The 19,140-nt window shown below is 72.6% G+C and carries 19 protein-coding genes and 1 tRNA gene; 12 read left to right on the forward strand and 8 right to left on the reverse strand.

From position 1 onward, the window contains the following. The first annotated feature begins 22 nt into the window (after positions 1-22). The 5 genes from AB0B97_RS14135 to AB0B97_RS14155 all read left to right on the forward strand — a co-directional run bounded on the left by AB0B97_RS14135 (position 23) and on the right by AB0B97_RS14155 (position 5,254). Positions 23-607 carry a hypothetical protein gene (locus AB0B97_RS14135; protein ID WP_357493672.1) on the forward strand — a complete coding sequence of 195 codons (585 nt, stop codon included), beginning with the start codon at positions 23-25 and terminating at the stop codon, positions 605-607. Next, positions 607-1,614, forward strand: coding sequence for a MoxR family ATPase (locus tag AB0B97_RS14140; RefSeq protein WP_234584098.1), 1,008 nt, complete (start codon positions 607-609; stop codon positions 1,612-1,614). Before AB0B97_RS14135 ends, AB0B97_RS14140 begins: the two co-directional genes overlap by 1 nt. Continuing rightward, positions 1,614-3,056 carry a DUF58 domain-containing protein gene (locus AB0B97_RS14145; protein WP_357493674.1) on the forward strand — a complete coding sequence of 481 codons (1,443 nt, stop codon included), beginning with the start codon at positions 1,614-1,616 and terminating at the stop codon, positions 3,054-3,056. The genes AB0B97_RS14140 and AB0B97_RS14145 overlap by 1 nt, the downstream gene beginning before the upstream one ends. Positions 3,057-3,255: 199 nt before the next feature. Next, a complete protein-coding gene (locus AB0B97_RS14150; RefSeq protein WP_357493676.1) occupies positions 3,256-3,819 on the forward strand; it encodes a hypothetical protein in 564 nt (187 codons plus the stop codon). A 103-nt stretch (positions 3,820-3,922) separates the two neighbouring features. Continuing rightward, on the forward strand, positions 3,923-5,254 hold the full coding sequence (locus AB0B97_RS14155; protein WP_357493678.1) for an NAD(P)/FAD-dependent oxidoreductase: 1,332 nt from the start codon (positions 3,923-3,925) through the stop codon (positions 5,252-5,254). 58 nt (positions 5,255-5,312) lie between these two features. On the opposite strand, the gene AB0B97_RS14160 is transcribed toward AB0B97_RS14155, so the two are convergent. Next, positions 5,313-7,172: a hypothetical protein gene (locus tag AB0B97_RS14160; protein WP_357493680.1), complete on the reverse strand. Its 1,860-nt coding sequence runs from the start codon at positions 7,170-7,172 to the stop codon at positions 5,313-5,315. Positions 7,173-7,273: 101 nt separating this feature from the next. Between AB0B97_RS14160 and AB0B97_RS14165 the strand changes: the two genes are divergently transcribed. The 4 genes from AB0B97_RS14165 (at position 7,274) to AB0B97_RS14180 (ending at position 9,545) form a co-directional block, all read left to right on the forward strand. Beyond that, a tRNA-Leu gene (locus tag AB0B97_RS14165) sits at positions 7,274-7,354 on the forward strand. Positions 7,355-7,465: 111 nt separating this feature from the next. Continuing rightward, positions 7,466-8,281, forward strand: a complete 816-nt coding sequence (locus AB0B97_RS14170; protein WP_357493682.1) for a Bax inhibitor-1/YccA family protein — start codon at positions 7,466-7,468, stop codon at positions 8,279-8,281. A 138-nt stretch (positions 8,282-8,419) separates the two neighbouring features. Next, positions 8,420-9,178 carry a Bax inhibitor-1/YccA family protein gene (locus AB0B97_RS14175; protein ID WP_234584092.1) on the forward strand — a complete coding sequence of 253 codons (759 nt, stop codon included), beginning with the start codon at positions 8,420-8,422 and terminating at the stop codon, positions 9,176-9,178. A 46-nt stretch (positions 9,179-9,224) separates the two neighbouring features. Next, on the forward strand, positions 9,225-9,545 hold the full coding sequence (locus tag AB0B97_RS14180) for a hypothetical protein (RefSeq protein ID WP_234584091.1): 321 nt from the start codon (positions 9,225-9,227) through the stop codon (positions 9,543-9,545). A 7-nt stretch (positions 9,546-9,552) separates the two neighbouring features. Here AB0B97_RS14180 and AB0B97_RS14185 read toward each other — a convergent pair whose 3' ends face one another. From AB0B97_RS14185 to AB0B97_RS14195, 3 genes are all read right to left on the reverse strand, one after another. After that, a complete protein-coding gene (locus AB0B97_RS14185; protein WP_357493685.1) occupies positions 9,553-10,815 on the reverse strand; it encodes an acetyl-CoA C-acetyltransferase in 1,263 nt (420 codons plus the stop codon). Positions 10,816-10,894: 79 nt separating this feature from the next. Next, the gene (locus tag AB0B97_RS14190) at positions 10,895-11,707 is read right to left on the reverse strand and encodes an SGNH/GDSL hydrolase family protein (RefSeq protein WP_234584089.1); all 813 of its coding nucleotides are present in this window, start codon (positions 11,705-11,707) and stop codon (positions 10,895-10,897) included. Continuing rightward, positions 11,704-12,756: an SGNH/GDSL hydrolase family protein gene (locus tag AB0B97_RS14195; RefSeq protein WP_357493687.1), complete on the reverse strand. Its 1,053-nt coding sequence runs from the start codon at positions 12,754-12,756 to the stop codon at positions 11,704-11,706. Before AB0B97_RS14195 ends, AB0B97_RS14190 begins: the two co-directional genes overlap by 4 nt. A 150-nt stretch (positions 12,757-12,906) precedes the next feature. Between AB0B97_RS14195 and AB0B97_RS14200 the strand changes: the two genes are divergently transcribed. Beyond that, a complete protein-coding gene (locus AB0B97_RS14200; RefSeq protein ID WP_234584087.1) occupies positions 12,907-13,263 on the forward strand; it encodes a YkvA family protein in 357 nt (118 codons plus the stop codon). Between the two features lie 72 nt (positions 13,264-13,335). Then, the gene (locus AB0B97_RS14205) at positions 13,336-14,706 is read left to right on the forward strand and encodes a cystathionine beta-synthase (RefSeq protein WP_357493689.1); all 1,371 of its coding nucleotides are present in this window, start codon (positions 13,336-13,338) and stop codon (positions 14,704-14,706) included. Positions 14,707-14,936: 230 nt separating this feature from the next. Here AB0B97_RS14205 and AB0B97_RS14210 read toward each other — a convergent pair whose 3' ends face one another. The 4 genes from AB0B97_RS14210 to AB0B97_RS14225 all read right to left on the reverse strand — a co-directional run bounded on the left by AB0B97_RS14210 (position 14,937) and on the right by AB0B97_RS14225 (position 17,896). Next, positions 14,937-15,446: a GNAT family N-acetyltransferase gene (locus tag AB0B97_RS14210; RefSeq protein ID WP_357493691.1), complete on the reverse strand. Its 510-nt coding sequence runs from the start codon at positions 15,444-15,446 to the stop codon at positions 14,937-14,939. Continuing rightward, the gene (locus tag AB0B97_RS14215) at positions 15,443-16,372 is read right to left on the reverse strand and encodes a ribonuclease Z (RefSeq protein ID WP_357493693.1); all 930 of its coding nucleotides are present in this window, start codon (positions 16,370-16,372) and stop codon (positions 15,443-15,445) included. Before AB0B97_RS14215 ends, AB0B97_RS14210 begins: the two co-directional genes overlap by 4 nt. Before the next feature lie 363 nt (positions 16,373-16,735). Further along, positions 16,736-17,398 (reverse strand): peptide-methionine (S)-S-oxide reductase MsrA, encoded by a 663-nt coding sequence (msrA, locus tag AB0B97_RS14220; RefSeq protein ID WP_357493695.1) that lies wholly within the window; start codon positions 17,396-17,398, stop codon positions 16,736-16,738. A 75-nt stretch (positions 17,399-17,473) separates the two neighbouring features. Continuing rightward, a complete protein-coding gene (locus tag AB0B97_RS14225; RefSeq protein WP_357493698.1) occupies positions 17,474-17,896 on the reverse strand; it encodes an HIT family protein in 423 nt (140 codons plus the stop codon). Positions 17,897-18,004: 108 nt separating this feature from the next. On the opposite strand from AB0B97_RS14225, the gene AB0B97_RS14230 reads away from it, so the two are divergent. Continuing rightward, the gene (locus AB0B97_RS14230; protein ID WP_357493700.1) at positions 18,005-19,054 is read left to right on the forward strand and encodes a WD40 repeat domain-containing protein; all 1,050 of its coding nucleotides are present in this window, start codon (positions 18,005-18,007) and stop codon (positions 19,052-19,054) included. Positions 19,055-19,140: the final 86 nt, after the last annotated feature.

A 19,140-nucleotide genomic window follows, 5' to 3' on the forward strand; every position in this document is an offset into this window, starting at 1 on the left:
TCGGGCCGGGGACGGTGGGCCGGTGAGCGGCAGCGCCAGCATCGACGACCTGCTCGCCTTCGAGGAGGAGCGGCCGAGGCAGGACGACCGGGAGCGGGGTGGCCGGGCCGGGCGCGTCTTCCGCGCCCTGGCCGGCAACGCCGCACTGGTCGCCGTGCTGGTCGTGGGCCTGCGGGCGGTAGGTCTGCAGGTGTCGTTGGTGATCCTGGTGGCCGGGGTGTTCGCGGTGTCGGGGGTGCGCCGGATCGCCGCCGCGCTCGCGCCGCCACCGGCAGCGAGGTCCCGTCCTCCGGTGTCCCAGTACGACGACGGCACCTGGAACTGGAGCGCCCGGGACGCGCTGCGCGCCGCCATCAACGGCTGGGAACTCCCACTGGACTGGTCCACGACGCGACCCGAACGCTTCACCGGGGTCATCCTGCCCCGGCTCGCGGAACTGGCCGACGAACGGCTGCGCCTGAAGCACGCCGTGACCCGCGAGTCGGACCCGGTCCGCGCCCGTGCCCTGCTGGGTGACCGGCTGTGGACGTTCCTGGAATCCCCGCCCCGCCGCCCCCCGTCGCCGCGCGATCTCGCGGTGATCGTCGCCGAACTGGAGAAGATCTGATGAACGACGTGGACCGGAGCATGCCCGCCGCCGAGGTCGGTCGCCTGGCCCAAGCCGTCCTGGACGCGGTCGGCACCGTCGTGGTCGGCAAGCGGGACGCGCTGGAGCTGGTCCTCGCCGGGATCCTGGCCGGTGGGCACGTGCTCCTGGAGGACCTGCCCGGCCTGGGAAAGACGCTCACCGCGCGCTCCTTCGCCCAGGCGCTCGGGCTGGACTTCCGCCGGCTCCAGTTCACCCCGGACCTGCTCCCCGCCGACGTCACCGGCTCCTTCCTCTACGACCAGCGCAACGGCGACTTCGCCTTCCGGGCCGGGCCGGTGTTCACCAACCTGCTCCTCGCCGACGAGATCAACCGGACGCCGCCGAAGACCCAGTCCGCGCTGCTGGAGGCCATGCAGGAGAAGCAGGTCTCGGTGGAGGGCGTGACGTACAAGCTGGACGAGCCGTTCCACGTGCTGGCCACCGCCAACCCCATCGAGTACGAGGGGACCTACCCGCTGCCCGAGGCGCAGTTGGACCGGTTCCTGCTGCGGGTCTCCTTCGGCTATCCGGAGCACGAGGAGGAGTGGGAGGTGCTGCGCCGTCGGATGGGCCGCCGCCGTGAGGAGGCGGACATCAAACCGGTAGTCGACGCCGCCACCCTGCGGGCGATGCAGGCCGCCCTGGAGGACGTGGTGGTGGAGGACTCGATCGGCCGGTACATCGTGTCGTTGACCGCGGCCACCCGGGAACATCCGTCGGTGCTGGTCGGCGCCTCGCCGCGTGGCTCGCTGGCGCTGCTGCTGCTGTCCCGGGTACGCGCGGTGTTCGGCGGCCGGGACTACGTGGTGCCGGAGGACGTCAAGGAGGTGGCGGCGCCCGCCCTGGCCCACCGGATCACCCTGCGCCCGGAGATGTGGCTGCGCCGCGTCGACCCGGCCTTCGTGGTGGGTGAGGTGTTGGAGGCCACGCCCGCCCCGGCCAGCGGCGCGCTGCCCAGCTACGCCGCCGGCGGGCTCCGGCGCTGATGACCGGCCCGACCGCGCCCGCGCCGCGATCCGCCGAGCCGGAGTCGGCCGCCGGCTGGGCGCCCACCCCGGCGCTCGGCCGCGCGGTGCTGCTCGCCGGCCTGTTGCTGGTGGCGGGGGTCCTGCTGGGGCGGGTCGATCTCGTCGTGCTGGCGGCCCCGTTCGCACTGGGCACCGCGTACGCGCTGCGCCGCCGGCCCACGACGCTGCCGCAGGTCTGGATCACCGCCGGGGACGACGGACCGCTCGTCGAGGGCGGCGAGGTGTCGGCGGCCGTCAGCGTCGGCAACCCGGACGCGATCGACTACGACCTCGTGGTGGTGCGGTCCCGGGTCTCGCCGTGGTTGCGGATCGCCCGTGCCGGTTTCGCCGGCACCGGCCCTGCCGACGATGCCCCGCCCGCCGACGCCCCGCCCGCTGCCGGCACGTCCCCCGGCACCGGCCGTTCCGTCGCCGACCGGCCGTTCGTGACCTCGCTGCCGGCCGCCGAGGCGGTGGACCTGGAGTTGGCCGGCCGGGCTCTGCGCTGGGGCCGGCATCCGGTCGGCCCGGCCGGCGCGCGGGTCGCCGCGGCGGGCGGCCTGCTGGTCTCCCGAGCGGTGTTCACCGAGCCGGTCGGGGTGCGGGTCTACCCGCGTACCGAACCGTTCGAGGCGGTGGAGGCGATGCCCCGCGCCGCCGGCCTGGTCGGCGCGCACCACTCCCGCCGGCCCGGTGAGGGCGGCGAGCTGGCCGGCGTACGGATCTTCGCCCCCGGTGACCGGCTGCGCCGCGTCGACTGGCGGGTGTCGCTGCGCGCCCGGCAGTTGCACGTGGCGGCCACCCTCTCCGACCGGGACGCCGAGGTGGTGGTGCTGCTCGACGTGCTCGCCGAGGCCGGGCGCTCCGGCGGCGTGGACGGCTCCGCGTCGGTGCTGGACACCACAGTGCGGGCCACCGCGGCGATCGCCGAGCACTACCTGCACCGGGGCGACCGGGTGTCGCTTGTGGAGTACGGGCCGGGTGCCCGCCGGTTGCGCGCCGCCGCCGGCCGCCGGCAGTACCTGACCGTCCTGGAGTGGCTGCTCGACGTACGCGCCGAAGCCTCCCAGCACGAGCCGTACGACCAGGTCTTCGGCCCGCAGCAGCTCTCCTCGGACGCGTTGGTGGTGGTCCTCACCCCGCTGTTGGACGAGCGGTCGGCGCAGATGCTGGCGCGGCTGGCCCGCTCCGGCCGGTTCGTGGTGGCGGTCGACACGCTGCCGGCCAACCTCACACCGCCGAAGGATCGGGGTTGGGCCGAGGTGGCGTACCGCCTGTGGCGACTGGACCGGGAAACCATGATCGGGCAGCTCCGGGAGCACGGCGTGCCCGTCGTGCGCTGGGCCGGCGCGGGCAGCCTGGACCAGGTGCTGCGGGACGTGGCGCGGCTGGCGACGGCCCCAAGGGTCGGTTCCCGGTGAGCGTGAGGAGTGAGCCGGGTTTGCGAGCCCCGCAGTCGCGAGCGACAGGTGGCCTGGTGAGCGCGAGGAGTGAGCCGGGTTTGCGAGCCCCGCAGTCGCGAGCGACAGGCAGCCCGGTGAGCGTGAGGAGTGAGCCGGGTTTGCGAGCCCCGCAGTCGCGAGCGACAGGCAGCCCGGTGAGCGCTAGGGGTGTGTGCAGATGATCGACGCGATCACCGGGCGGGTTCGGGCTGCTCAGAATGCTGTTTCACGGATCAGCGCCGTTCCGCTGATGGTCCGGGCCGCGATCTTCGTCACCGCCCTGGCCGGGCTGGCGCTGGCGTTTCCCGCCGAGGTGTTGACCGGTCGGCCGCTGCTGTTGCTGGCGGTGGCCGCGCTGCTGCCCGCGATGGGTCCGCGGCGGCTGTGGCCGACCTTCGTGGCGCTGGTCATGGCCGGGGGCTGGCTGCTCGCCACCGACGGATACGGCCGGCCGGTGGCGTTGTGGCGCCTGCTCGCCGTCGCCGCGCTGTTGTATCTGGGGCACTCCCTGTGCGCGCTGGCGGCGCTGCTGCCGTACGACGCGATGGTGGACCCGGAGCTGGTCACCCGGTGGTTGCTGCGGGTGGCGGCGGTGCTGTTGGGCACGGCCGTGCTGGGGGTGCTGCTGTTGCAGGCGGCGGACCTGGGCGGGGAGGCCGGTCATCAGTGGGTCACGGTGCTGGGGCTGGTGGTGGCGGTGGGTCTCGTCGCGTTGCTGGGTTGGCTGCTGCGGCGTAGGTGAACCCCTGTGGCGACAGGGTTACGCAGGTCACAGGGGTTGTGTTCCGTCACAGATGGGGGGCGCGAGCGGGATTACCTGAGCCGGGCGGGGAAAGATAGATGACGTGAATCCGAAGCGGATCCTTGTGGTGGGTGCCGGGCACGTCGGTCTCTACGCGGCCCTGCGCCTGTCAAAGAAGCTCAGCTCCCGTGAGGCTGAGGTCATCGTCGTGGACCCCCAGCCCCACATGACCTACCAGCCGTTCCTGCCCGAGGCCGCGGCGGGGAACATCTCCCCCCGGCACTCCGTGGTGCCGCTGCGGCGGGAACTGCGCCGGTGCAAGGTGGTGGCGGGAACGGTCACGCGTGTCGAGCACGACCGCAAGGTTGCCACCGTGCAGCCGATCGTCGGCCCGGCCCGGGAGATCGCGTACGACCACGTGATCGTCGCGCCGGGTTCGGTGTCCCGGACGCTGCCGATTCCCGGCCTGCACGAGCAGGGCATCGGGTTCAAGACCATCGGTGAGGCGATCTACCTCCGTAACCACGTGCTGGACCGGCTGGACGTCGCGGCCGTGACCCCGGATGCGGAGGTGCGCCGCTCGGCGCTGACCTTCACGTTCGTCGGTGGCGGTTACGCGGGCATCGAGGCGCTCGCCGAGATGGAGGACATGGCCCGGGACGCCCTGCGCTACTACCCGGAGCTGAAGCCGGAGGACATGCGCTGGGTGCTCGTCGAGGCCACCAACCGCGTCCTGCCCGAGGTCGACCGGGACATGGGCGCCTACACGGTGCAGCAGCTCATGAAGCGCAACATGGACATCCGGTTGGACACCCGCCTGGAGTCCTGCGTCGACGGGGTGGTCAAGCTCTCCGACGGGGACAGCTTCCGGTCCGACACGATCGTCTGGACGGCAGGCGTGAAGCCGTCGCCGATGCTGGACGCGACGGACTTCCCGCGTGACGACCGCCGGCGGGTCACCTGCATCCCCACCCTGCAGGTGGTCGACGGTGACCGGGTCATCGAGGGCGCGTGGAGCGCCGGTGACTGCGCCGCCGTACCGGACCTGACCAAGGAGCCGGGCAACTTCTGCTCGCCGAGCGCCCAGCACGCGGTGCGCCAGGCGGCGCGGATGGCCGACAACATCGCGAATGTGATCCGGGGCCGCGAACCGGTCAACTACAAGCACAAGCACGCCGGCAGCGTCGCCAGCCTCGGCCTGCACAAGGGCGTCGCCCAGGTGTACGGCATCAAGATGACCGGCTGGCCGGCCTGGTTCATGCACCGGACGTACCACATGAGCCGGATCCCCTCGTTCAACCGCAAGGTCCGGGTGGTCGTGGACTGGTCGCTGGCGTTCTTCCTCAAGCGTGAGGTCGTCGCCCTGGGTCAGCTGCACGACCCGCGCGAGGAGTTCGTCGAGGCGTCCCAGCCGGTCGGCGCACCCCGCGTCTGAGCGAACTGGACGAAAGGGCCCCTCCTGTTCGGGAGGGGCCCTTTCGCGATTTTCGGCGTCAGACCCGCCAGATCCAGGCGTCGGCGACGCGGGTGGCCGGGCCGTACAACTGCTCCAGGGTCGCCCGCAGGCTGTCGGCGTGCGGCGCGTCGTCGGCCAGTGCCACGCAGGACGCTCCCCAGAAGTCGACGTCCCGGGCGGCCTGCCGGCGCTGCTCGTCGCCGATGGCCGGCTGGTCGCCGCGGCGGGCGACATCGGCCAGCAGGGCCGAAGTGGGCTGCTTGAAGGTGCCCATGGCGGCGGTGCCATGGCGTCCGTACGGGCCGATGAAGAACCCCTCGGGCAGGCCGAACCCGGCGTCGGCGGCGGCTGCCCAGCGCATCGGCCACGGTTCCTTGGGGGTGGGCAGCGGCACCGGGACCAGCACCCCGCCCGGGCGGACGCACTGCCGCCAGTGCCCGCCGGTGATGAACTCCGGCACGGCGGGCCGCTCGGTGGTCGGCAGGGGAGTCGGGAAGATCGGCAGCAGGGCTGCGATGACGGCCAGCGGCACCAGCCGCCGCGCCCGGCCGGTGCCGCGCAGCGCCCGGTCGACGGCCACGACGAGCACCGTCGCCACGATCGGGAGCAGCGCCAGGCCGAACCGCATCGGCAGCGCGCCGTCCACCACCGGCAACCCGGCCAGCAGGGCGTACGGGCCGGGCAGCGCGGTGCGGGTGCCGCCGAGCACCACCTCCGGGCCGAGGGAGAGCGCGCCCATCACCAGCGCCGCCACCACGCAGGCGAGCACCAGCCGGCGCCGGCCGGCCCAGACCGCGCAGACGGCGGTGACCAGCAGCAGCGGCCAGCCGAGGAAGGTGTTGTATTCGGCGGGGCCGGTGGTCAGCCGGGACGCCTCGTCACTGCCGGCGACGGACAGCGGGGAGACCGCCCACCAGCTGCTGAGGTCGGCCGAGAAGTAGGCCGGGCTGAACATCCCGTCGGCGACGCCCTGCGGTCCGGCGAACTGGAACCAGAGCGGGTAGCCGAGCACCAGCAGCGCCAGGCCGGCGGCGATCGCCAGCCCGCCGGCGAATCCGGGCAGGGCGCGGCGGGCGAGGTCCCGGTCCGCCACGGCGTAGCTGATCGCCATCACCAGCAGCGCGACGGCGCAGAGGAACAGGACCTCCTCGCCGATGAAGACCTGCGCGGTGACGGCCGCGGCCAGCCCGGCTGCGGAGCTGATCATCCGCCGTCGGTCCGGGCCGGCGGATCGGGCGCGGCCCGTCCCGTCGGTCGTCGTGGGGCCGGGGTCGGACGCGCGGAGCAGCCGGAGCACCAGCCAGACGATCACCGGCACCAGCCACTGTGCCGTCATGTGCAGATGGCTGTTGGACTGCGAGATCATGCCCGGACCGAAGCCGCACAACCCGCCGCCGAGCGCGGCGGCGAGGCGGTGGGCCCGCAGCGTCCGGTGAAACAGCAGGTACCAGGCGAGGGCGGTGCCGGCCAGGTTGGCGGCGGCGAGCAGCGCGAAGGTGGTGGGTGCGCCGAGCAGGAGGGTGATCGGCGCGCAGACGACGCCGAGCGCGATGACAGTGGTGTTGGCCATCAGGTTGACGCCGTCCGGGGCGTTGAGCCGGTCGGTGAGCAGGTGGAAGTCACCGAGCAGCGCCCGCGCGTCGACAGCCAGGAACCACTCGTAGAGCGTCTGGTCCTCGGGGTTGAGCGCCAACGTCCGCCCATTTGGGTCGGGCCACAGGCCGTGGGTCAGCCAACCGGCCAGCGCCACCCAGACCAACGCGATCAGCAGGTCCGTCCGGTGGCGGCGGACGGCGGAGCGCAGCCGGACGGCCCGGGGTCGGCGGATGACCTGATCGTCGAGACGGAAGACCTGGTCAGGGGCGGCGTCGGGGGCCGTTGGGGCTGCGCTGCTCACGGCATCGACCCTAATGTGGCCACCCCGGCGGGGTACGCCGGGTCGCCGTCGACCGGCTACGGTGACACTGGACCGTGCGTGTCGGCGCGCGGGTGCCACCCGCCCGGGTGGTGGAACGGCAGACACGGCCGCCTTAAAAGCGGCTGCCGAAAGGCATGCGGGTTCGACCCCCGCCCCGGGCACCCAGCCGCCACGGCCGCCGCGTTCTCATCGTGATCACCAGGAGTGGGTCGGGCAGTTTACTCTTGGGGTGCACGTTCACGTGCAAACGACCCCCTGAGGGAGGCCAGAAAGTGAAGACCTCGAACCCGGTGCTCGCCCGGCTCGGCCAGGCGGCCGAGCGGGAGCGCTCCGCCGGGTACGCACCGGCCGGGCCGTACGGACAGCCCGGCATTCCCCAGCAGTACCCGTCCCAGGCCGGCTACCCGGCCGCGCCGCCCGCCGTGGCGCCGATGACCGTCGACGACGTCGTCGTCAAGACGGTTGCTCTGTTCGGCATCCTCGGCATCACCGCCGCGGCAGCCTGGGTGCTCGTGCCCGACGCGCTGGTCGGCACCGCCTGGATCGGCGCGGCGGTCGTCGGCCTGGTGCTCGGCCTGATCATCTCGTTCTCCCGGATGGCCAACCCGGCGCTCGTCATCGCGTACGCGGTCGTCGAAGGTGTCTTCGTCGGCATGGTCAGCAAGGCGTTCGAGTCCGCCTACGACGGCATCGTGCTCCAGGCCGCCGTGGCGAGCTTCGGCATCTTCTTCGTGATGACGATGATCTACAAGGCGAAGATCATCCGGGCCACCCCGGTCTTCGTCAAGGTCATGACTTCGGTGATCATCGGCCTCGCCGCGGTCATGCTGATCAACCTGGTGCTGGCGCTGTTCGGCGTCAACACGGGTCTGCGTGACGGCAGCCCGCTGGCCATCGGCTTCAGCCTCGTCTGCATCGTGGTCGCGTCGCTGAGCTTCGTGCTCAGCTTCAAGGAGATCGAGGACGGCGTCCGGATGGGCCTGCCCCAGCGCTACTCCTGGGTCGCCGCGTTCGGCATCCTGGTCAGCCTGGTCTGGCTCTACATCGAGATCCTGCGCCTGCTGAGCTACTTCCAGGGCGACGACTGACCTCGTCCGTCCCGTCCGACCGGCGCCCGCTCCCGCTCATCGTGGGGGCGGGCGCCGTCGTTGGCGCCGTTTCGCCGCCGCCGTCGGGCCGTCCGGGGCAGAGTGACTGCCAGGGGTACGCGGGCGAAGGAGGCGACGGTGCGCAGCAACAACCCGGTGCTCAACCGGCTGGACGAGACCGGCCGGTTGGAGTCCCGGGTGGTCAGCTCCCGCGACGTCGAGCCGATGACAGTCGACGACGTGGTGGTGCGTACCGTCGGACTGCTCCTGCTCACCGGCGTGGCCGCCGCGGTGTCCTGGGCGCTGGTGCCCGACGCGGTGTGGTCGGGGGCGGCCCTGGCCGGCACCGCCCTGGCCTCGATCGCGCTGGTCCTGGTCATCTCGCTGCGGGGGATCACCAACCCGGTGCCGATCGTCGGCTACGCGTTGCTCCAGGGGTTGCTGCTGGGGGTCGCCAGCCGGACCTTCGAGCAGGTCTATCCGGGGATCGTGGTGCAGGCGGTGGCCGGTACGTTCGGCGTCTTTCTCGGCATGGCCGCGCTGTACCGGGCGCGGGTGATCCGCGCGACGCCCAGGCTGGCCCGCCTGGTCATCGGCACGCTGCTCGGCATCGCCGTGCTGAGCGTGGTCAACCTCGTGTCGTACCTGATCTCCGGCCGGCCGGGACTGGCGGTCTACAGCGTCAGCGGGGAGGTCGGCTGGCTGCCGTACGCCTTCTCGGTCGTGGCGATCATCGCCGGTGCGTTCAGCTTCATCCTCGACTTCGACCTCGTCGAGCGTTCGGTGCGCGACGGCCGACCCCGCCGGTACGCGTGGCTGAGCGCGTTCGGCCTGCTCACCGGCCTGGTCTTCCTCTACTGGCAGCTGCTACGGCTGCTCAGCTACCTGCGCCGCTGAGCGGCCCGCGATGTCGGGGCCGGCGTCGGCCGTAGACTCGGCGGCGATGAGCGCAGAGGAGCTGGAGCGGACCGTGCGGTTGCTGGTCCGCCAGGTCGGGCACTGGGAGCAGCCGCGCTGGGCGGCGGCGGCGACCACCGGCAACGTGCCCCGCGCCGACCTGATGCACCGGTTGGTGCAGGAGATCGCCAACCTGGCCGCCGACGCCGAGGGGCAGCCCCGCCGGACCGTGCCCCGGCTGGACAACGACCTGGCCCTGCCCGACCAGCTGCGCGTGGTCACGGCCGACCTGCTGGCCGCCGGGGCCGACGCCGAGGCGCTGGCGCGGGCCGCCGCCGAGGTGACGGCGACCCGCGGCGCGCTCTGACGTCGGGTCAGCTCAGGCGTTCGAGCACCATGGCCATGCCCTGCCCGCCGCCGACGCACATCGTCTCCAGACCGATGGTCTTGTCGTGCCACTCCAGCGCGTTGAGCAGGGTGCCGGTGATCCGGGCGCCGGTCATGCCGAACGGGTGGCCGACCGCGATCGCGCCGCCCATGACGTTCAGCTTCTCCTCCGGGATGCCCAACTGCCGGTAGGAGGGGATCAGCTGGGCGGCGAACGCCTCGTTGATCTCGACCAGGTCGACGTCGTCGATGGTCATGCCGGCCCGCTTCAGGGCCTGCCGGGACGCCTCGACCGGTCCGAGGCCCATGATCTCCGGCGACAGCGCGGTCACGCCGGTGGAGACGATCCGGGCCAGCGGGGTCAGACCCAGCTCCTGCGCCCGCTGGGCGCTCATCACGACGACGGCGGCGGCGCCGTCGTTGAGCGGGCAGCAGTTGCCCGCGGTGATCCGGCCGTCCGGACGGAACACCGGCTTCAGGCCGGCGACCGCGTCCAGGGTGACGCCCGCGCGGGGGCCGTCGTCGGTGCTCACCACTGTGCCGTCCGGCGTGGTGACCGGGGTGATCTCCCGGGCCCAGAAGCCGTCGGCGATGGCCTTCTCGGCGAGGTTCTGGCTGCGGACACCGAACTCGTCCATGTCGGCGCGGGTGACGTCGTACACCTGGGCCAGGTTCTCCGCGGTCTGCCCCATGGTCAGGTAGATGTCCGGCAGCTCACCGGCCTCGCGCGGGTCGGTCCACACCTCGGCGCCACCCTGCGCGCGACGCTTGGAGCGCTCGCCGGCCGCCGCGAAGCGCGGGTTCTCCCAGCCGCCGCCGACGAGGGCCTGCGCCTCGGGAGGCAGCCCGTCGGAGCTGCCGCGGGCGTAGCGGGAGACCATCTCGACACCTGCGGAGACGAACACGTCGCCCTCGCCGGCGCGGATCGCGTGCAACGCCATCCGGGTGGTCTGCAACGAGGAGGCGCAGTAGCGGGTCAGCGTGGCGCCGGGGACGGTGTCCAGCCCGAGCAGGGTGGCCACCACGCGGGCCATGTTGAAGCCCTGCTCACCGCCGGGCAGGCCGCACCCGAGGTAGATGTCGTCGATGGTAGTCGGGTCGAGTTGGGGGACCTTGTCCAGCGCGGCCTGGACGATGGTCGCGGCGAGGTCGTCGGAGCGGACACCGCGCAGGGACCCCTTGTGCGCCCGACCGATGGGGGAGCGGGCGGTAGCGACGATGACGGCGTCGCGGGACGACTCAATCGGCATGAGCCAACGTTAACCCGCCGGTAACATGGCACGGAAGAAGCAGGCGCGGCGGGAAATGTCACCCCGCCCGGACGCCGCTCTAGCGCCGGGAGGCGACCGCCGCCGCCGCAGCGACGGCCGGCAGCAGGGCGTGCGCCCACACCCGGTAGCCGTCGGCGGAGGGGTGGAAGCCGTCGTGGCAGAGCGTCCCCGCGTCGGCCCGGAAGACCGGACCGGTCTCGGTGGCCAGGTCGACCACCGCGCCGCCCGCCTCCAACACCGCAGTGGTCTGCGCGCGGGCCATCCGCCGCCCCGACCAGCCGACCAGCTGCCGCAGCGGCGGCGCGATGGCGCGTACGGCCCCGAGGTCGGGGCAGGTGCCCACCACCACCTCGACGCGCGCCTCCCGCAGCCGGTGCACCGCCGCCCCGAGATAGGCGGACGCGTCGGCGGGTCGGCGCAGCCCGGTCGCGTCGTTCGCGCCGATCAGGATCAGTGCCACGTCGGGACGCTCGCCGAGCAGGGCCCGGGCGACCTGGGTCGCCAGGTCCGTCGAGCGGGACCCGGAGACACCGACGCTGGACAGGTGCACCCGGCGACCGGTCGGACCCTCGGCGAGCAGGTTGGCCAACTGTCCGCCGATGGTGTCGTCGAGGCGGTCGACGCCCACGCCCAACGCCGACGAGTCACCGAGCAGCACCAGCCGCAGCGGCGCGGCGTCGGCCCGACCGATGGTGGCCCGCAATGCCAGCCCCAGCTCCGGCTCGGCATAGCGCCGGTGCCGGGCGACGAACGCCTCACCGGCCAGGACAGCGGCGCCGCCCACCGTGCCGGCGAGCAGCGACATCGCCGCCGCCCGACCCAGGCGGCCGGGGAGACCGGCGGTCACGCTCCGCTCGCTGCGCTCGTTCATGCCAGTCCCTCCACTGTCGAGGTGTCCGTCGCGGAGCCGGACTGCGGCACCGTGTTGACACCGAAGAACGCCCGGCGACGCAGCTGCGCCCACCGGCCGGCCGGCCCTCGATCGCGGCCCCGGACCTGGGTGCCGCTGACCTCGGTGCCGGCGTGCCGGGCCGCCTCCTGCGCGGCCTTTGGCAGCGACCGTACGCCCTCGCCCCGCGCCGGTGTGGCCCGTCGCTCCGGCCCGGAGCCGAGCGCCGAGAGCATCGTCGGCAGCAGGGCGGCGGCGGCCATCGCGTACCCCTCGGCGGAGGGGTGGAACCGGTCCCAGGCGAACATCCGGTGCGGTTCGGCGGCGAACCGTGGGCCGAGCAGGTCGCCGAGGGACACCGTCGAGCCGCCCGCCTCGACCACCGCCACCGTCTGGGCAGCGGCGAGCTGGCGACTCCACCGGTGCGCCAGCCAGCGCAGCGGTGGCTGGATCGGCCGGATCGCGCCGAGGTCGGGGCAGGTGCCGACGACCACCTCGCAGCCGGCGTCGCGCAGCGCGCGGACCGCCTCGACCAGATAGCGCACCGCCAGGCCGCGCGGCGTGCGGTTGGTGATGTCGTTGCCGCCGATCAGGATCACGGCGATGTCCGGCGCGCACTCCAACGCCGCCTCCACCTGGTGCCGGAGCGCCGCGGAGATGGCGCCGACCACCGCGAAACGGCGCACCAGTACCGGCCGGTGCAGCCGTCGGGACAGCCCGGTGGCGAGCAGCGCTCCCGGTGTCTCCCGGCGGCGGTGCACTCCGTAGCCGGCCGCCGACGAGTCACCGAGCACGACCATGGTGAGCGGGGGGCCGGGGAACTTCGCGCCGTACATCCCGTCGCAGCGCGGCGGCGGAGCCTCGGCCATCGGGATGGTGCGCCGGGCCTGGCGGGCCTGGCCGAGCAGCACCCCGCCGGTGGCCATCGCGGCCGCCGCGGTGGCGCCCGTCCCGATGGCCGCCAGCCGGGCGATCCGCCAGGCCTGCCGCCAGCGCGGACCAACGGGTACGACAGAACCAGCCACCCCCATATGCCGACATTATCGCGCCGGCCCGACACGCCGCTGTCGTCGTCCCGGCTCGGGAGTGCCTGGAAACCGACGCGACGGGGTACCTGTCCGGTGGAGGCCGGCCGACTTGCGCCGACCCGCCACGCTGATCCGGCGGAGAGGAGCGCGACGATGGGGAAGACACTGAAGCGCAGCGCGGCGTTCACGGCCCTGGCGCGGGCACTGGCGGCGGGGGCGCGCGGCGGGCCCTCGTTGGGCACCCGACTGGCGGCGCTGCCCCGGATGATCCGGGCGACGACCCGGGGGCAGTACGACGGCGGCCTCCGGCTGGCCCTGATGACGGCGGCCACGGCGTACATCGTCTCGCCCATCGACCTGCTGCCGGAGATCCCACTGGCGATCTTCGGGCTGGCCGACGACGCGGTGATGATCACCTGGCTGGCCGGCAGCGTGCTCGCCGAGACCGACCGATTCCTGGAGTGGGAGGCCCGACGCAGCTCGGTCATCCCCGGGGGGCTGGTGCCCTGACGGCACGTACGCTGGTCGGCGAGGATACGTCTGCCCGGCCGCCGTCGCCGGCGCCGCAACGAAGGGCACACCGTGCAGTACTACGACAACGTCGTCGACATGATCGGCAACACTCCGCTGGTCCGCCTGCGCAACGTCACCGAGGGCATCCGGGCAACCGTGCTCGCCAAGGTGGAGTACCTGAACCCGGGTGGCTCGGTGAAGGACCGGATCGCGCTGCGCATGGTCGAGGACGCAGAGGCGGCGGGCCTGCTGCGGCCCGGTGGCACCATCGTCGAGCCGACCAGCGGCAACACCGGTGTCGGGCTCGCCCTGGTGGCCCAGCTCAAGGGCTACAAGTGCGTCTTCGTCTGCCCCGACAAGGTCAGTCAGGACAAGCAGGACGTGCTGCGGGCGTACGGCGCCGAGGTGGTGGTCTGCCCGACCGCCGTCGCCCCGGAGGACCCGCGCTCGTACTACAACGTCTCCGACCGGCTGACCCGGGAAATCCCCGGCGCGTGGAAGCCCGACCAGTACAGCAACCCGGCGAACCCGCGCTCGCACTACGAGACGACCGGCCCCGAGCTGTGGAAGCAGACCGAGGGCGGGCTCACGCACTTCGTGACGGGCGTCGGTACCGGCGGGACGATCTCCGGCATCGGTAGGTATCTCAAGGAGGCGTCCGACGGTCGGGTGAAGGTCATCGGGGCCGACCCGGAGGGCTCGGTCTACTCCGGCGGCACCGGCCGCCCGTACCTGGTCGAGGGCGTCGGCGAGGACTTCTGGCCGGAGACGTACGACCGGGGTGTGGCCGACGAGATCGTCGAGGTCTCCGACAAGGCGTCCTTCGAGATGACCCGGCGGCTGGCCCGCGAGGAGGGCCTGCTGGTCGGGGGCTCCTGCGGGATGGCGGTGGTCGCCGCGTTGGAGGTGGCCCGCAAGGCCGGCCCGGACGACGTGATCGTGGTGCTGCTGCCCGACGGCGGCCGGGGCTACCTGTCGAAGATCTTCAACGACTCGTGGATGGCCCGGTACGGCTTCCTGGACAACTCCGGGCACGAGCCGACGGTCGCCGACGCGCTGGCCAGCAAGCCGGGCGGCCTGCCCGAGCTGGTGCACGTGCACCCGACCGAGACGGTCCGCGACGCGATCGACTACATGCGCGAGTACGGCGTCTCCCAGCTGCCGGTGCTCAAGGCCGAGCCGCCCGTGGTGACCGGTGAGGTGGCCGGCTCGATCGCCGAGCGGGACCTGCTCGACGCGCTGTTCACCGGTCAGGCTCACCTGCACGACACCATCGAGCGGCACATGGGTGACCCGCTGCCGATGATCGGCGGTGGTCAGCCGGTGAGCGAGGCCGTCGGCCTGCTGGAGAAGTCCGACGCCGCGCTGGTCCTGGTCGACGGCAAGCCCAAGGGCGTCCTGACCCGCCAGGACCTCCTGGCCCACCTCGGCGCCCACTAGCTGCCCCCGAGCTGCTACCGCCCCCGCGACGTGCCCCCGCAGGCTGCCCCTGCGGGGGCACAGGACACCCCGCGCGTCCTTTGCTCTGCTTCAACCCAGGCAACAGAAATGCCCGGTCACTGTTGCCTCCGCTGAAGCAGAGCAAAGGCTCTGCGTGAGGTGGGTGGGGTGGCCGGCTGGGCCGTTGCCGGGCCGGCGTTGAGGGTGGTCGGGCTGTTGCCGGCCGGTGCTCAGAGGGGGCGGGTGTAGCGGACCTGCGGGGTGCGGGCCGCGCCGATGTGCTCCTCGCGCTCCACGCCCGTCGACGTCCAGCCGCCGCGCTCATAGAAGGAGCGGGCGTGCGCGTTCTCCCGGAGCACCCAGAGCACCGCGCGGCGCCAACCCCGGGCGCGCATGGCGTCCAACGCGTCCACCATCACCAGGCGGCCGGTGCCCCGGCCCTGCTCGGTTGGTTCCAGGTGGATCGCGTTGAGCAGCCCCGTCGCCGGGTCGTCCTCGTCGTCCGGACCCAGGTAGCTGAACCCGACGAGCGCCCCGGCCCGCTCCGCGACCGTCAGTCGGTGGGTGTCCCGCTCCCAGCGCCACCGCTCGGTCCAGTACGCGCCCATCGCCTCCGGTGTCGGGTCGGCCAGGGCTTCGACCGGCAGGAAGGCGGAGTACGCGGCGATCCGGGAGCGCTGGTGCAGGGCGCCCACCGCCATCAGGTCGCCTTCGGTCGCGGGGCGGAGCGTGACGGTCATCCGGCCGAGGCTACCCGGCGCGGCGGGACCTGCACGGTGGTCAGATCCTCGGCGATGACCAGATCCCCGTCGAAGTGCGCTCGGGCCTCGTCGTAGAACCGGCGCGGGTCGGGGTAGCGCTGCGAGAAGTGCGTGAGCACCAGGGTGCGTACCTCCGATTCGGTCGCCACCCGCGCGGCCTGCGCCGCGGTCAGGTGCCCGACCTCGGCGGCGAGCGCGGCCTCCGACTCCAGGAACGTCGACTCGATGACCAGCAGGTCGGCGTGCTCGGCCAGGGCGTACACCCCGTCGCAGAGGCCGGTGTCCATCACGAAGGCGAACCGCTGCCCCGGTCGGGGCACGCTCACCTCGTCGCGGGTGACGCGACGACCGTCGAGGTCCAGGTGCCCGACGCGGATCAGCTCGCCGACGGCCGGGCCGGCGATGCCGTACGCGGCCAGCTTCTCCGGCAGCATCCGGCAGCCGTCCGGCTCGATCAGCCGATAGCCGTACGTCTCGATGGGGTGCCGCAGCCGGCGGGCCTCCAGCGTGCCGCAGCTCAGGGCGATCCGTTGACCGTCGGTCTCGATCGGGGTGACCGCCAGCTCGGCCGTCTCGTAGAAGGAGGTGGCGTGCCGCAGTCGGGCGAAGTACTCGGCGCCGCCCGCCGGGAAGTGCACGGCGACCGGATGCGCCACCCGGTCCAGCGAGAGTCGCTGGATGGTGCCCGGCAGGCCGAGGCAGTGGTCGCCGTGGAAGTGCGTGACGCAGATCCGGGTCAGGTCGGTCGCGGTGACAGTGGTGTGCAGGAGCTGCCGCTGGCTGCCCTCACCCGGGTCGAAGAGGATCACCTCGTCGTCCCAGCGCAGCACGTACCCGTTGTGGTTGCGCTGCCGGGTGGGCGCCTGGCTGGCCGTCCCGAGAATCACCAGCTCGCGCATCGACACACTGATCTCCCGCGGATATGGAGCGACCCCCGGGGCGCTCCACGCTGTCGCGCGGGCCGGCTGGACTTGGCCGGCACCCCGGGGGTCGGGTGGCTGTCTGGAATTCGCCGCACCGCTGCCACACGGTCTCGACGGTCGTACTGGTTGCCCGCCTCGCGGCGGACGGATCACTGTCGAGGACAGCGGCTAGCTGACAGCCACCTCACGAGTCCGATTGCTATACAAGTCTGGACCACCTCCTTTCACGTGTACCTGCACGCTATCGAGTCCCCGGCGGGCTCGGCAACGGATTTCGATCACAGGGCCGAACGGGAATGCCCGGCCACCTCGTCGGCAGCCGGGCATCGCGTTCACGCAGGTGGGTCAGCCAGCGGTACGGGCAACGCCGACCGGGCAGCTCAGGCCGTTCGGGCCGTGGTTGCAGTACCCGTTCGGGTTCTTGGTCGGGGCGAGGTACTGCTGGTGGTAGTCCTCGGCGAAGTAGTAGCTGCCGAGCGGGGCGATCTCGGTGGTGATCTCGCCCTTGCCGGCCCGCGTCACGATCGGCTGGAACGCGTCCCGGGACGACTCCGCGATTGCCCGCTGCTCGTCGGTGGTCGTGTAGATCGCCGACCGGTACTGGGTGCCCACGTCATTGCCCTGGCGCATGCCCTGGGTCGGGTCGTGGTTCTCCCAGAAGACCTTCAGCAGGTCCTCATACGTGATCTTGCTGGGGTCGTACACCACTTGGACGACCTCGGCGTGCCCGGTTCGGCCGGAACACGTCTCCTCGTACGTCGGGTTCCTGGTGATGCCACCCGCGTAGCCGGCGGAGGTGGTGTAAACGCCGGGCAGCGTCCAGAACAGCCGCTCAGCGCCCCAGAAGCAGCCCATGCCGAAGACCGCTACCTGCAGCCCCTCCGGGAACGGGCCCTTCAACGGGGTGCCCAGCACCTCGTGGCGGTCGGCAACTGGCATGGCGATCTGACGGCCCGGCAGGGCCTGGTCGGGCGAAACCATCTCGGCGTTCATACGGCGCAAAAACACGTGGGGATCTCCTCTCGTACCTCTCGCAGCGTGCAACACCGGTGGGTCCACCTTCCTTACCCGCACGGGTGTGAGTCAGGCAGCGCCCGAGAGCGCGGCGGCGACCCGGTGGGCGTAGGTCTGGGCCTCGGCGTCGTCCGCGTAGCGGGTGCGCGGCCAGAAGAACCCGCGCAGCCCGTCGCCCTTGGTGCGCGGCACCACGTGAGTGTGCAGGTGCGGGACGGACTGGGACACCTTGTTGTTCATCGCCACGAACGTCCCACCGGCCCCCAGAGCGGACTCCACGGCCACCGCCAGGCGCTGGACCAGCGCGAAGTAGCCGGGCAGCAGGTCGGCCGGAAGCTCGGCCAGGGTCACCAGGTGCACCCGGGGCACCACCAGCACGTGCCCCTTGAACACCGGACGGGTGTCGAGGAACGCCACCCCGTCCGGTTCGTCCGCGACCCGGAACGCCGGCACGTCACCCGACACGATCCCGCAGAACACGCACCCGCTCATCGCCCCAGGCTATGTCGCCGGCCACGCGGGGACGCGCGCCCCCCGCGCATCCATCGGCCGTGGTAGACATTTACCGGTCTGGATCAATACACGGGGGAAGGACGCACCTTGCACATCAGAAGAGGCACGACCCTGGCGCTCGCGGCACTGACCGCCGGGCTGCTCACCGCCGCGATACCGGGCGCCGCCCAGGCAGCCGTCGCGCCGACGGCCACCCCACTGTCGTTGCCGGCGGTGTCCGACGTGGTGTCCGCCGGTGACCGGGTCTTCGTCAGCGGTGGCCCCTCCTCGACCGACGTCGTGGTGAACAGTGCGACGGGCGCGGTGGTCGGCACCCTGTCCGGCCTGCCCGGCCCCTCCGACCTGCTGCTCAGCGCCGATCGGCAGACCCTCTACGTGGCGCTGCCCACCGCCAACGCCATCGCCGCCTTCGACACCGGCTCACTTGTCGAGTCGGCCCGGTACGACACCGGCGCGGGCGCGTGCCCGTCGTCGCTCGCGCTGACCGGGCGGTACCTGTGGTTCGGGTACGGCTGTGGCGGTTGGGACGGCAACATCGGCCGGATCGACCTGGGCCGCCAGCCGGCCCGCGTCACCACTGGCCTGGACACCGGTAGCGGCTTCTACGGCGCTCCGCTGCTGACCGCCGCCAGCCAGAACCGTTCGGTGCTGCTGGCCGGGCAGCCGGGCCTCAGCCCCGCCTCGGTGTACGCGTACGCGATCGGCACCGGGGGCGTGCTGGGCCCGCCGAGCACCAACGACTTCATGGCGATCGGCAGCAACCTGCGCGACATCGCGCTCGACCCCACCGGCACCACCCTCTTCACCGCGTCCGGCGCCCCGTACGAGGTGCAGGCGTTCCCGGTCGCCGCCATCAGCACCCCCTCCGCGACCTACCTCACCGGCGCGTACCCCAATGCTGTCGAGGTGTCGCGTGACGGCACCCGGATCGCCGGCGGAGCGGACGCCTCCTACGACCCGGACGTGTTCGTCTTCCGCCCGGACGGCACCGAGCTGGCCCGCTTCGAGCTGGGCGACGAACTCAGCTCCGGCGCGCTGGCCTGGGCACCCAACGGGGCCCGGCTCTACGCGGTCTCCTACGACTGGACCGGCGCGCATCCGGTCACTCTGCACGTCCTGCCCGTCCCGGCCGGCTGACCGGCCCGCCGGCCTCCCGGCCGGCACGCGGGGGCCGGGCCGAAAGGTCCGGCCCCCACCGGAGCACGGGTTCCGTTCCAGCCCGC

The organism is Micromonospora sp. NPDC049004, from assembly GCF_040649315.1.
In the GTDB taxonomy this organism is placed as follows: Bacteria; Actinomycetota; Actinomycetes; order Mycobacteriales; family Micromonosporaceae; genus Micromonospora.